11 protein-coding genes are annotated in these 13,453 nt (G+C 66.9%); 9 read left to right on the top strand and 2 right to left on the bottom strand.

The annotated features are described in order from the left end of the window. Positions 1 to 8 precede the first annotated feature (8 nt). Complete coding sequence (locus VLK31_RS30040; protein ID WP_409172137.1) at positions 9 to 1,220, bottom strand: acetate/propionate family kinase; 1,212 nt, start codon at positions 1,218 to 1,220, stop codon at positions 9 to 11. Positions 1,221 to 1,224: 4 nt separating this feature from the next. Then, positions 1,225 to 3,057 carry a sulfoacetaldehyde acetyltransferase gene (gene xsc, locus VLK31_RS30035; RefSeq protein WP_409172136.1) on the bottom strand — a complete coding sequence of 611 codons (1,833 nt, stop codon included), beginning with the start codon at positions 3,055 to 3,057 and terminating at the stop codon, positions 1,225 to 1,227. Positions 3,058 to 3,229: 172 nt separating this feature from the next. Here xsc and VLK31_RS30030 point away from each other — a divergent pair, with 172 nt between their 5' ends. From VLK31_RS30030 to VLK31_RS29990, 9 genes are all read left to right on the top strand, one after another. Beyond that, complete coding sequence (locus VLK31_RS30030) at positions 3,230 to 4,060, top strand: IclR family transcriptional regulator (RefSeq protein WP_409172135.1); 831 nt, start codon at positions 3,230 to 3,232, stop codon at positions 4,058 to 4,060. Positions 4,061 to 4,088: 28 nt separating this feature from the next. After that, positions 4,089 to 5,096, top strand: coding sequence for an AAA family ATPase (locus tag VLK31_RS30025; RefSeq protein WP_409172134.1), 1,008 nt, complete (start codon positions 4,089 to 4,091; stop codon positions 5,094 to 5,096). Beyond that, positions 5,093 to 6,832, top strand: a complete 1,740-nt coding sequence (locus tag VLK31_RS30020; RefSeq protein ID WP_409172133.1) for a cobaltochelatase CobT-related protein — start codon at positions 5,093 to 5,095, stop codon at positions 6,830 to 6,832. Before VLK31_RS30025 ends, VLK31_RS30020 begins: the two co-directional genes overlap by 4 nt. A 452-nt stretch (positions 6,833 to 7,284) precedes the next feature. Continuing rightward, entirely contained in the window at positions 7,285 to 8,130 is an 846-nt protein-coding gene (locus VLK31_RS30015; protein ID WP_409172132.1) for an IclR family transcriptional regulator, read from the top strand. Then, a complete protein-coding gene (locus tag VLK31_RS30010) occupies positions 8,127 to 9,122 on the top strand; it encodes a tripartite tricarboxylate transporter substrate binding protein (protein ID WP_409172131.1) in 996 nt (331 codons plus the stop codon). The genes VLK31_RS30015 and VLK31_RS30010 overlap by 4 nt, the downstream gene beginning before the upstream one ends. 16 nt (positions 9,123 to 9,138) lie before the next feature. Beyond that, positions 9,139 to 10,590, top strand: a complete 1,452-nt coding sequence (gene sauS, locus VLK31_RS30005; RefSeq protein ID WP_409172130.1) for an acylating sulfoacetaldehyde dehydrogenase — start codon at positions 9,139 to 9,141, stop codon at positions 10,588 to 10,590. A gap of 8 nt (positions 10,591 to 10,598) precedes the next feature. Then, positions 10,599 to 12,119, top strand: a complete 1,521-nt coding sequence (locus VLK31_RS30000) for an AMP-binding protein (protein WP_409172247.1) — start codon at positions 10,599 to 10,601, stop codon at positions 12,117 to 12,119. Then, entirely contained in the window at positions 12,116 to 12,913 is a 798-nt protein-coding gene (locus VLK31_RS29995) for a sulfite exporter TauE/SafE family protein (RefSeq protein ID WP_409172129.1), read from the top strand. Before VLK31_RS30000 ends, VLK31_RS29995 begins: the two co-directional genes overlap by 4 nt. Positions 12,914 to 13,118: 205 nt before the next feature. Further along, positions 13,119 to 13,453: cysteine peptidase family C39 domain-containing protein (locus tag VLK31_RS29990; RefSeq protein ID WP_409172128.1), on the top strand; the 335-nt coding region annotated here is incomplete at its 3' end.

The raw sequence follows: 13,453 nt of genomic DNA, 5'->3' as shown, positions 1-13,453 counted from the left end.
TCTGCCCTTCAGGCTGCGTGCAGCACGCGCGCCGTGTGCCGCGCGATCACAGCCTCTTCGTCTGTACGCAGCACCCACGCGCTCACCGGGCTGTCGGCAGTGGTGAGCCTTGCCGCACCGCCGCGGTTGGCATCCGCATCCACCTTCACGCCCATCCACGCGCAGCATTCCAGGATGCGTTCGCGCAGCGGCGCCGCGTTCTCGCCGATGCCGCCGGTGAACACGATGGCGTCGACACCGCGCAAGGCGCCCGCAAGGCTACCCATCTGCTGAACAACCTGCTCGGTGAAATGCGCAATCGCTTCCGCAGCCGCAGGTTCGTTAGACGCCTCCAACGCGCGCATATCGCTCGACACACCCGACATGCCAAGCAAGCCCGATTCACGAAACAGCAGCTTCTCGACATCGTCGGCCGACATGCCGCGCGAGCGCAGCAGGTACAGCACCACGGCCGCGTCAATGTGGCCGCAGCGCGTGCCCATGGTCAGGCCGTCGAGCGGCGAAAAAGTCATCGTCGTCGCGACCGAGCGCCCCTGCACCATGCCGCACATCGACGCACCATTGCCCAGGTGCGCGACGATCACCCGCTTCTGCGCCAGCGCAGGTTCGATGGCGCCGAAGCGCGCCACGATCGATTCATAAGACAAGCCATGAAAACCGTAGCGCCGCACACCCGCGTCATGCAGCGCACGCGGCAATGCGAACCGGCGGTTGACCTGCGGCTGCACCGCATGAAACGCCGTGTCGAAACACGCCACCTGCGGCACGCCTTCGAACGCCGCCATGGCCGCGCGCACGCCCGCCAGGTTGTGCGGCTGGTGCAGCGGCGCCAGCGGTTCGAGCTTGGCCAGCGCATCGAGCAAGGACGCATCCACACGCATCGGCGCCACGAAGTCCGTGCCGCCATGCACGATGCGGTGGCCCACCGCCGCGATGCGCCCGCCCTCTCCTTTCTTGGCATGCCATTCGAGCAAGGCCGCAAGCGCCCCCTGGTGCGAGGCCTTGTGCGCATGTGCCCCATCCAGCACCTCGTCCAGCAGCGGCTGCCCCTGCGCATCGTGCACGCGCAGCCGCGCCTTCAGCCCCGCGCCCAGGCCATCGGCCTGGCCCGACCAGCGTGCCGACGGCAACGCATCGCTGCCGCCCGGTGGCGCCGCATCGAACAATGCAACCTTGATGGACGAGGAGCCCGCGTTGAGCGTCAGCAGCGAATCGGTCATGGGGTCAGACGTAGTCCTTGTATTTGTCCAGGAAGCGTACCGGCTTGGCCAGCGCATCACGGCGGAACGGGTCGCCCAGCTCGCGGGTGCACATGATCTCGATGACGCAGGTCTTGCCTTCGTTCATCTGCATGTCGATGGCTTTCTTCAGCGCCGGGCCCACGTCTTCCAGCTTGTCGACCACGATGCCTTCGGCGCCCATGGCCTTGGCGATGCCCGCGAAGCTCTCGCTCTCAAGCTCACCCGCCACAAAGCGGCGGTTGTAGAAGTCGACCTGGTTCTTCTTCTCCGCGCCCCACTGCCGGTTGTGAAAGACCACGGCGGTCACCGGAATGTCGTGGCGCACGGCGGTCATGATTTCCACCATGCTCATGCCCCAGGCGCCGTCGCCGGCATAGGCCACGGCCGGGCGGTCGGGCGCGGCGCACTTGGCGCCGATCATGGTGGGCAGCGAGTAGCCGCAGTTGCCGAAGCTCATCGGCGCGAAGAAGCTGCGCGGCTCCTCGAAGCGCAGGTAGCTGTTGGCAATGGCGTTGATGTTGCCGATGTCAGTGGAGACCATCACGCGCGGCGGCATGGCTTTTTCCAGCTCGCGCAGCACCTGTCGCGGGTGCAGGTAGCTGCCACCGGTGGGTGTCTTCTCGCCCTTGGCTTCCTCGATGGCGTCCAGGCTGAACTGGTCGCGCTCATGGGTCCACTCGTCGAGCTCTTTTTCCCAGGCGGCCTTCTCGGCCTTGATCTTCTCGGCGCGCTCGGCCTTGCTGGCGTCGCAGGCCAGCGTCTTGCCCTGCAGGCGCTTGAGCAGTTCCTTGGCCGTGGCCTTGGCGTCGCCGTGGATGCCCACGGTGATCTTCTTCACCAGCCCGAGGTTGGTGTGGTCGGCCTCGACCTGGATGATCTTCGCGTCCTTGGGCCAGTAGTCCATGCCGTGCTGCGGCAGCGTGCCGAAGGGGCCCATGCGCGAGCCGAGCGCGAGCACCACGTCGGCCTGCGCAATCAGCTTCATCGCGGCCTTGGAGCCCTGGTAGCCCAGCGGGCCGGCGGCCAGTGGATGGCTCGCGGGGAACGAGTCGTTGCGCAGATACCCGTTGGCCACCGGCGCGCCCAGGCGCTCGGCCAGCGCCTTGCACTCTTCGACCGCATCGCCCATCACGACGCCGCCGCCCGACAGAATCACCGGGAACCGGGCCGAGGCCAGCAGCTCGACGGCCGCGTCCAGGCTATTCTCGCCACCCGCGCCGCGCTCCACGCGCATGGGCTTGGGGATCTCGGTGGTGAGCTCGCCGTAGAAGTAGTCGCGTGGAATGTTGAGCTGCGTCGGGCCCATCTCGGAGATGGCGCGGTCGAAGCAGCGCGCCGTGTACTCGGCCATGCGCTTGGGGTTGTTCACATGGCCCTGGTACTTGGTGAACTCCTGGAACATCGGCAGCTGGTTGGCCTCCTGAAAGCCGCCCAGGCCCATGCCCATGGTGCCGGTCTCCGGCGTGATCATCACCACCGGGCTGTGCGCCCAGTAGGCCGCGGCAATGGCCGTCACGCAGTTGCTGATGCCGGGGCCGTTCTGCCCGATCACCACGCCGTGGCGGCCCGACACCCGCGCATAGCCGTCAGCCATGTGAGCGCCGCCCTGCTCGTGCACCACCGGCACCAGGCGGATGCCGGCGGGCGCGAAGATGTCCATCGCGTCCATGAAGGCCGAGCCCATGATGCCGAAGATGTCGGTCACGCCGTTGGCGACCATGGTCTCGACGAAGGCCTCGGAGGGCGTCATCTTCTGCACACCGGTGACGGCTTCGCGCCAAGGCTGTGCGGGTGCGGCGGGTTGCTTCTGGCTCATGGAAGGCGTCTCCTGAAGGATGTGGCGGTCGGTTGCCGGTGGGCCGGCGCTTTGAAAACTTCGGAACTCCTTGTTCCGAAATCCATTCCGGCGGAATATAGGACGGCATCCCGCCCGCGTCAAACAATTTACAAAAAACGGTACGCCATGTCTCTTTTTTTGTAAAACACCTATGATCCGCCCCATGAAGATCGTCAAAGGGCCCCCCATGGACACTGCCGAACCCGCTGGCGACACGCCCACCATGCGCCTGTTCGGGTTGCTCGAAGTCATGGCCGCCAAAGACCAGCGCTACTCGCTGCAGGGCCTGGTGGAAGAAACCGGCCTGCCCAAGCCCACGCTGCACCGCATGCTGCAGCAGCTCGAAGGCTCGGGGCTGTTGCAGCGCGAAGGCGACGGTCGGCACTACGGCATCGGCACACGGCTGCGGCGCCTGGCCGAGAACCTGCTGCTCAACGACAGCCTGCACGGTGCGCGCCATACGGTGCTGCGTCAACTGGTCGAGGAAATTGGCGAGAGCTGCAACCTCACCGCGCTCTCCGGCAGCGAGGTGGTGTACCTCGACCGCGTGGAAACCGCCGCGCCGCTGCGCTTCTACCTGCACTCCGGCTCGCGCGTGCCGGTGCATTGCTCGGCCAGCGGCAAGATCTTTCTGTCGCAGATGAGCACGGCGCAGCGCCGCCGCCTGCTGTCGAACGCGCCGCTGGAGGCCTGCACGCCCCAGACCCTGACCGACCCCGACGCGCTCGAAAAAGAAGTGCAGCGCGTGCGCAAGAACGGCTACGCCATCGACCATGAAGAGTTTCTGCCCGGCCTGCTGTGCATTGCCACGCTGGTGCCTTCCGGCGACGGCGCGCCTTCGAACCTGTGCATTGCCGTGCAGGCGCCGGTGATGCGGCTCGACACGGCCAAGGCCAAAGCGCTGCTGCCTGCCTTGCAACGCGCCGCGCAGTCGCTGAGCCGCATCGACGCCAGCGCCACCACCGACCGAGCGCAGGCCTGACCCCTTCTTCAAAAGAAAGCATTTCATCGTGACCGATACAGCACAACGCCGCCCCGACCGGTTGCTCAGCGTGCGCGAGGTGTTCGGCATCGACACCGACCTGCAGGTGCCCGCCTTCAGCCCCAGCGAGGCGCTGGACGACCACGTGCCCGAGGTCGACGCCGTCTACCGCTTCAACCCCGACGTGACGCTGGCCATCCTCGCGGGCTTCATGCGCGACCGGCGCGTGATGGTGCAGGGGCTGCACGGCACCGGCAAGTCGACCCACATCGAGCAGGTGGCCGCGCGGCTGAACTGGCCCTGCGTGCGGCTGAACCTCGACGGCCACATCAGCCGCCTCGACCTGGTCGGGAAAGACGCTGTGGTGCTGCGCGAAGGCCAGCAGGTCACCGAGTTTCAGGAGGGCATCGTGCCCTGGGCACTGCAGCGGCCCGTGGCGCTGATCTTCGACGAGTACGACGCGGGCCGGCCCGACGTGATGTTCGTCATTCAGCGCATCCTGGAGCGCGACGGCAAGTTCACGCTGATGGACCAGAACAGGGTGCTGCGCCCGCACCCTTTCTTCAGGCTCTTCGCGACCGCCAACACCGTGGGCCTGGGCAATCTGAATGGCCTGTACCACGGTGCGCAGCGGCTCAACCATGCGCAGATCGACCGCTGGAACATCGTGGCCTCGCTCAACTACCTGCCGGCCGCGGAAGAAATTGCCATCGTGCAGGCGCGCGTGCCTGCGCTGGCCGACGCCGCGGGCACGCAGCTGGTCACGTCGATGGTGGCCGTGGCCGACCTCACGCGCAAGGGCTTTGCGGCGGGCGACCTGTCGACGCTGATGTCGCCACGCACCGTCATCACCTGGGCCGAGAACATCGAGATCTTCAAGGATCCGGCGCTGGCGTTTCGGCTGTCGTTCGTCAACAAGTGCGACGACGCCGAGCGGCCCTTGGTGGCCGAATACTTCCAGCGTTGCTTCGACCGCGAGCTGCAGGAGTCGCATCAGTTGTCGGCAGGGCAGCAACAACAAGGCCCGCGCGAATGACCGACACCCCTGCTTCGGCCAGCGCCATGCAGCGCCGGGTGCGGCAGGAGGAGCAGGTGGCCGAACTGTGCGCGGGCGTGGTGCGCGCCGTCAGCGGCGAGCGGGACCTGCACTTTCGCGGACGGCGGCTGCACCGCGGCCGCATCGCGTTGCCGTGGTTCGCGCCGCACCTGCATCCCTCGCCCGACACCGACGACTTCGCGTCCTTCCGCGGCGTGGCCGACGGGTTGGCGCTGCGGCTGTCGCAGTCCGACGCCGCGCTGCACGAGAGCCTGCGGCCTGAAGAGCCTGTCGAACGCATGCTGTTCGAAATGCTGGAGCAGTTCCGTGCCGAGGCGATGGCGCCAGAGGCCATGCCCGGCATGCGGCACAACCTGCGCCACCGTCACGAACAGTGGTCGCTGGCCTTCCACGACTCGGGCTTGACCGACACCGCGCGCGGCCTGTTGCTGTACACCGTGGCCCAAATCTGCCGCGCCCGCGTCAACGGCCAGCAGGTGGTGGAAGCCACAGAAGACATGCTCGAGGCCACCCGCTTCGCACTGGCCCCGCTCATCGGCCATGCGCTGGCAGGCCTTCGCCGCGACCGTGCAAACCAGGCCGCCTACGCGGTGCATGCGCTGGCCATCGCGCGCACCGTGGCCGCGATGCTGCACGAGGCCGGCGAAGAAGCCAGCGCCGCGCGCGACCCGCATGTGGACGACAAGCGCAGCGTGTTCAGCCTGATTGCGGACATGGACCGCGAGATCATCGAGCGCTTCACCACTGCCGAGTCGGGCCGCAGCGCGGTGCTGGACGGCGCGGGCGGCGCCTACCGCGTTTTCACCACCGCCTACGACCGCGAGCAGGACGCCGCCACGCTAGCGCGCAAGGAGGTGCTGGCAGAGCACCGCGAAAAGCTAGACCGCCGCATTGCAGCGCAGGGCGTGAACATCGCGCGCCTTTCGCGCGAGCTGCGCGCCTTGCTGGCCGAGCCCGAGCGCGACGGCTGGAGCGGGGGGCAGGAAGAAGGCCTGATCGACGGCCGCCGGCTCGCGCAGTTGGTCGCATCACCGACCGAACGCCGTCTGTTCCGTACCGAGCGAATGGAGCCGGTGGCCGATTGCATCGTCACCTTTCTGATCGACTGCTCGGGCTCGATGAAGGAGCATGCCGAATCGGTCGCGATGATGGTGGACGTGTTCACGCGCGCGCTGGAGCAGGCCGGCGTGGCGAGCGAGGTGTTGGGTTTCACGACCGGCGCATGGAACGGCGGGCGTGCCCAGCGCGAGTGGATACGCGCGGGCCGGCCGCCGCACCCGGGTCGCTTGAACGAGCGCAGTCACCTGGTCTTCAAGGCCGCGGCCACGCCGTGGCGTCGTGCCCGACCGGCCATGGCCGCCTTGCTGAAGGCCGACCTGTTCCGTGAGGGTATCGACGGTGAGGCGGTCGATTGGGCCTGTGCGCGGCTGCGGCAACGCGACGAGGCACGCAAGCTGTTGTTGGTGATGTCCGACGGTTCCCCGATGGACAGTGCCACCCATCTGGCCAACGACGCGCATTACCTGGACCATCATTTGCGCGATGTGGTGGCACGTCAGGAGCAACGGGGGGACATTGCGATTGCGGGCATTGGCGTGGGGCTGGACTTGAGTCCGTACTACAGCCGCAGTCATGTGTTGGACCTGGCTGCGTCCAGTGGCAATGCGGTCTTTCGCGAGGTCATCGAACTGATGGCTGGTGGGTACAGGCGCTGAGTGTTTGATTGCGCGCTGGCGTTCTGTTCAGCGTTGCGTTGTTCAGGGCGGCGTTGTTCAGGGCGGCGCTCACGCCGACGGGGTACCTTGCTCCGCGAATGTCCCCCGGGGCTGCGCCCCTCCTCCTTTATTTCGCTGCGCAAGGCACCCCATCGACGTGAGCGTCTTCAGAGCAGTGGTTGATCGTGCGATCACTCAGAGCGTGCCCAAGTGCACAGGGCGTCGGGTGCTCCCCGCAGCGAAATAAAGGAGGAGGGGCGAAGCCCCGGGGGACATTCGCGGAGGGGAGTACCCGGCGGCCTGTGCACACGCCCTGAACAAAACCAAAAAACCAATGAGACGTTACGCACTACATCCATTTTCCCGATTGACAAAGGCGCGCCACAGTCCCTAAATGACGTCTCGAATAAAAGAACAGCGTTCCAACATTCGGAACACAAGAGACAACACCAATGGACTCAACACTTGCCAAAGGCCTGGCAGCCCTCGAGTGGATGACACGCCAACAACGCGACTGCCGTGTCACCGACCTGGCCCTGGCCTTCGGCATGGCGCGCAGCAACGCGCATCGAACACTGCAAACACTCGTTGAATGCGGCTGGGCCGTGCAAGACCCCGGCACCAGCGCCTACCGGCCCAGCCTCAAACTCTTCGAACTGGGCGCACTGGTGGGCGAAGCCGCCGACGTAGGCGCACTGCTTCGGCCACACCTGGCCGCGCTTGCACACACCACCGGCGAAACCATTCACCTGGCCGTGCTCGACGGCGCTGAGATCGTCTACCTCGACAAATTCGACAGCCCCCTGCCCGTGGCTGCGTACTCCCGCGTCGGCGGCAGGGCCGCTGCGTACTGCGTGGCCTCTGGCAAGGCGCTGCTGGCCGCAGCGTCGCTCGACACCAACGCGCTGCGCCAACGCCTGGGCACCCTGGTGGCCCACACCAAGAACAGCATCACCGACTTCGATGCACTCTCTCTTGAACTCGCACGCACCCGCACCCGCGGCCATGCCGAGAACCGCGAGGAATGGCGCCTTGGCGTCTGCGGGCTCGGCGTGCCGGTGTTCGACGCACGCGGCAACGCGGTAGCGGCCGTGGGCATGAGCGTGCCCTCGATCCGCTTCGCGCGCACACAAGCCCGCATGCTGGCCGGCCACATCACGGCCTGCGCGCGCGACGCCAGCGCAACGCTCGGCTACCGCGTCAGCATGAACGTGAACGTCAACGCAAGCGCTACAGCAGCCGCATCAGCGCCCGCAGGCACCAGCGCGACCCCATCCAAGAGAAGGAGACTCGAATGAAGCCGTTCCTCGTTCCGTGGTTGCGCGCCGGGCTGATGGTGCTTGTTGCGCTGCCCGCGCTTGTCACCACCGCCGTGCACGCCGACACCGGTGCCGACTACCCCACCAAACCGATTCGCCTCATCGTGCCCTACCCGCCCGGCGGCGGCACCGATGTCATTGCGCGCATCGTGCAGGAGCGCTTTCAAACGCTGCTGGGCCAGCCCGTGCTCATCGACAACCGCGGCGGCGCGGCCGGCTCCATCGGCACCGAGATGGTCGCCAAGTCGGCCCCCGACGGCTACACGGTGCTGTTCACGCTGTCGTCGCACACCATCAACCCGGCCATCTACAACAAACTGGGCTTCGACACCGCCAAAGACTTCGCGCCGGTCGGCATGGTTGCGTCGCTGCCGCAGATTCTGGTGGCCAACCCGCAGTTTCCGGCGAACACCGTGGCCGAGCTGGTGGCCATGGCCAAGGCCAAGCCAGACACCATCGCCTTCGCCTCCGTGGGCAACGGCTCGCCCGGGCACCTGGCGGGCGAGCTGCTGAAGCTGCGCACCGGCACACACATGACGCACATTCCCTACCGCGGCGGCGGCCCTGCCGTCACCGACGTGATGGGCGGGCAGGTGCCGCTGCTGTGGGTGTCGATTCCGGCCGCAGCGCAGTTCGTGAAGGCCGGCAAGCTCAAGGCGCTGGCGGTGTCGACCACCAAACGCAGCGCGGCTTTTCCTGATGTGCCGACGATGCAGGAGGCCGGCATTGCCGACTTCGACGTCGACTCCTGGTACGCCGTGTTCGTGCCCGCAAAAACACCGCAGCCCGCCATCGACAAACTCAACCGCGTGCTCAACACCGTGGTGAAAGAGCCCGACATTCGCGACAAGCTGCTGGCGCAAGGCAGCGAAGGCGTGGGCGGCACGCCGGAGCAGCTGGGCAAGGTAGTAACGACCGAACTCGTGCGCTGGCAAAAGCTCGCCAAAGAGGCCAGCATCAAAGTCGACTGACCGACACAGAGACCCCATGGAACATTCATCCCCAATCTCGTCCGCGCCCTCCTCCCCTGTTGCCGAACTCGTCGCCCGCGCGCGCGCCGCGCAGCGCGTCTACCAGACCTGGTCGCAGGCCCAGGTCGACACCGCCGTGGTCGCGGCCGGCTGGGCCATCATCGAACCCGCACGCAACCGCGAGCTGGCCGAGCTGGCCGTGGCCGACACCGGCGTGGGCAACGTCGAAGACAAGGTGCGCAAGAACCACCGAAAGACCTTCGGCCTGCTGCGCGATCTGCACGGTGCGCGCTCGGTCGGCGTCATCGGCGAAGACGCCGCGCGCGGCATCGTCGAAATCGCACGGCCCGTGGGCGTGGTGTGCGCCGTCACGCCGTCCACCAACCCGGGCGCCACGCCGGCCAACAAGATCATCAATGCGCTGAAGGGCCGCAACGCGGTCATCGTGGCGCCCTCGCCCAAGGGCTGGTCGACCGCCGCGCGGCTCATCGAATTCATCCACCAGCAGTTCGATCGCATCGGCGCGCCGCGCGATTTGGTGCAGTTGCTGCCCTCGCCCATCAACAAGCAATCGACCGCGGAGCTAATGCGCCTGTGCGACCTGGTGGTGGCCACCGGCTCGCAGGCCAACGTGCGCGCGGCCTACGCGAGCGGCACGCCGGCCTTTGGCGTGGGCGCGGGCAACGTGGCGGGCATCGTGGACGAAACGGCGGACGTCGCTGCCGCGGCCGATCGCATCGTGCGCTCCAAGACCTTCGACAACGCGACCAGTTGCTCGTCGGAGAACAGCCTGGTCATCGTCGATGCGGTGCGCGCGCGGATGCTCGCCGCGCTCAAGGACCGTGGCGCCCTCATGCTCGCGGCCGGCCAGAAGGCCACGCTGCAGGCGCTGATGTGGCCCGAAGGCAAGCTCTCACCCGCCGTCATCGGCCAGTCGGCACGCACCATCGCCGAACGCGCAGGCGCGCTGGACGGCGCCAACCGCGCCGCATGGCAAGCCATTGCAGACGCCGACCCGCGCATCCTGATGGTCGCGGAAGACGGCGTGGGCCACGACCACCCGTTCTCCGGAGAAAAGCTCAGCCCCGTGCTGGCCGTGTACGCGGCGCGCGACTTCGACGAAGCGGCCGCCACGGTCGAGCGCATCTACGCCTACGAAGGCGCGGGCCATTCGGTGGGGCTGCACAGCAGCGTGCCCGAACGCGCGCTGGCGCTGGGCCTCACGCTGCCGGTGTCGCGCGTCATCGTCGACCAGGCGCACTGCATCGCCACCGGCGGCAGCTTCGACAACGGTCTGCCGTTTTCGCTGTCGATGGGCTGCGGCACCTGGGGCAAGAACAACTTCTCCGACAACATGAACTACCGCCACTACCTGAACATCACGCGCGTGTCGCGGCCGATACCCGAGGTGGTGCCGACCGAAGACGACATCTTCGGCGCCTTCTTCGCCACGCACGGCGCAAAGTGAACGCAGCGATGGAGGCGACCGAAGCCACCACCGTGCACGCGCTGATCGAGCAGCAGGCGCTGCGCCAGCCGCACGCGGTGTACGCGCGCGCCACCGAGTCGGCGCAGCACATCGCCTACGGCGAGCTCGCGCGCGGCTGCCGGCGCGTGGCCGCGGTGCTGCGCGCACAGGGCCTGCTGCCGGGCGACACCGTGTCGGTCGTCATGCCCAACGGCCTGCAGACCTTGCGCCTGCTGCTGGGCGCGATGCACGGCGGCTTTGTGGTGAACCCCGTCAACCTGCTGTCGCAGCGCGAGCAGATGCACCACGTGCTCTCGCATTCAGACTGCCGCCTTGTCTGCGTGGCGCCCGAGTGGGAGCTGCGCGTGCGCGAGATCGTCGAGACTTTCGAGCGACAGGTGAAGATGGTGGTGGTCGACCCCGAGGCCGACGCACTGCCGGGCGAAGAAGACATGGCCGCCGCCGAATCTGCCCCCTCGCCCGACGCCGTTGCGCTGCTCATGTACACCTCCGGCACCACCGGCATGCCCAAGGGCGTGATGCTCACGCAGCGCAACCTGGCGGCCAATGCGCGCGCCATCAGCGCGGAGCACCAGCTGCAGCCCTCGGACCGCGTGCTCGCAGTGCTGCCGCTGTACCACATCAACGCCTTTGCAGTGACCATGCTCGCGCCGCTGGCGCACGGCGGCAGCCTGGCGATGCCGCCGAAGTTTTCTGCCGGGCGCTTCTGGGAACAGGCCACGCAAACGCAGTGCAGCTGGATCAACGTGGTGCCCACCATGATCTCTTACCTGCTCGAAGGCGCGAAGCCGCCGCTGGCGCAAACGCTGGCCATTCGCTTCTGCCGCTCGGCCTCGGCCGCGCTGCCGCCGGAGCACCACCGCGCGTTCGAGCAGATGTTCGGCATCGGCATCGTGGAGACCATGGGCCTCACCGAAACGGCAGCGCCTGCGTTCTCCAACCCGATGGACCCGGCCGCGCGAAAGCTGGGCTCGGTCGGCCGCGCATCGGGCTGCATGGCCGGCGTGGTCGATGCCGCGCTGGCGGCCGTGCCCAACGGCGTGACCGGCGAGCTGGTCATTCGCGGCCCCAACGTGATGCTTGGCTACTACAAGAACGAAGAAGCCACGCGCGCCAGCTTCACGCCCGACGGCTGGCTGCGCACCGGCGACCTGGGCCACCGCGACGAAGACGGCTTTTTCTTTGTGACCGGCCGCATCAAGGAACTGATCATCAAGGGCGGCGAGAACATTGCGCCGCGCGAAATCGACGAGGCCCTGCTGCGCCACCCCGCCGTGCTGGAGGCCGCCGCCGTGGGCGTGCCCGACCGCCACTACGGCCAGGACATCGGCGTGTGCATCGTGCTGCGCGAAGGCTGCGCGTGTACCGAAGAAGAGCTGCGGGCATTCAGCACCGACCTGCTCGGGCGCTACAAGGCGCCGGCCCATTACCGCTTCGTGCAAGACCTGCCGCGCGGGCCTTCAGGAAAGGTGCAACGCCTGAAGCTGTTGCCGCTCTTCGAGGCATGACGGCGGCCGACTTGCTGGTGCCGCCACTGGCACCGGCCACGCTGGCGTACAGCCTGTGCGTGGTGTTTGCGGCCGGCATCGTGCGCGGCTTTGCGGGCTTCGGCTTTTCGGCCATCACAGTGGCCGGCATGTCGCTGGTGGTGTCGCCCGCGCTGGTGGTTCCCGCCATTTTCATGCTCGAAATTCTTGCGAGCCTCAGCCAGTTGCGCGGCATCGCGCGCCACATCGACATGCCCTGGCTCAGCTGGCTGATGCTAGGCAACCTGGTGTGCATTCCGATCGGTGTCGCGCTGCTCGCGTGGCTGCCGGAAACACCGCTGCGCTTGCTGATAGGCGCGCTGCTGATGGCGGCCGCATTGCTGCTGCGCGGCGGCGCGCACGTGACGCTGGTGCCCACGCGCGGCGTGCGGTTGGCGGCCGGGCTGGCCTCGGGTTTCATCAACGGCGTGGCGGCCATCGGCGGCATCGCCATCGCGGTGCTGCTGAGCAGCACGAACATGGCGCCGGCCGTGCTGCGCGCCACGCTGATTGCGCTGCTGCTGTTCAGCGACGTGGTGGCACTGATCTGCGCCGCGCTGATCCCTTCATCCGCGCACGCATCGGGCAACCTGATGGGCGCGGACACGCTCAAGTGGGCGCTGTGGCTGGCACCGGCGATGCTCGCGGGCATCTGGTACGGCCAACGCTCGTTCAAGGGCGTGTCGGCGGAGCAGTTCAGAAGACATGTGCTGAACCTGTTGATTGCGCTGGCGGCGGTGAGTGTGGTGCGGGCGGTGGCCAGCCTGGTGGGCTGAAAGCCTGAAAGACTGCATTGCCTCGAATTGACCAGACGCGGAGCGAATACATAGCGATTGAAAAACATTGAAGAGAGTGCTCTTAACAGTGCGTTGTTTTCAACCCTCTGCTTGGCCCTTTTTTCTGCTTCTTTTCAGCCAAATTTAACGATCACGCTATCTTCCAAAAACTTGAACCGAAGAGTTCAAGATAGGGAGCGAGCGAATGACGAGAGAGATGGCGGGGCCGCCTGCGGTGGCCCCAAATGCGAACACGCGCAACTTTTCAGAGGGCGAAGACCCGCCGACGGGCACACCGGCATCTCTTGTCGCGCTGTGCACCATTGCGCGATTTCATCAAGTAGCAGCCGATGCGTCTTTGCTGGCGCACCAACTGGGCCTGACGCCTTCCGAGCCCATAACGACTGCCACGCTGCTGCAAGCGGCCAGGCAACTCGGCCTGAAGGCCAAGGCCTCACGCACCACCCCTGAGCGTCTGTCGTTGACGCCGTTGCCCGCACTGGCCGTGCTGCGCAATGAAGACGGAAGCGAACGCGTCGT

Source organism: Variovorax sp. H27-G14, from assembly GCF_046156345.1.
GTDB lineage: Bacteria > Pseudomonadota > Gammaproteobacteria > Burkholderiales > Burkholderiaceae_C > Variovorax.
The sequence above is the reverse complement of the archived record's forward strand: the minus strand, read 5'-3'. Positions and strand labels throughout refer to the sequence as shown.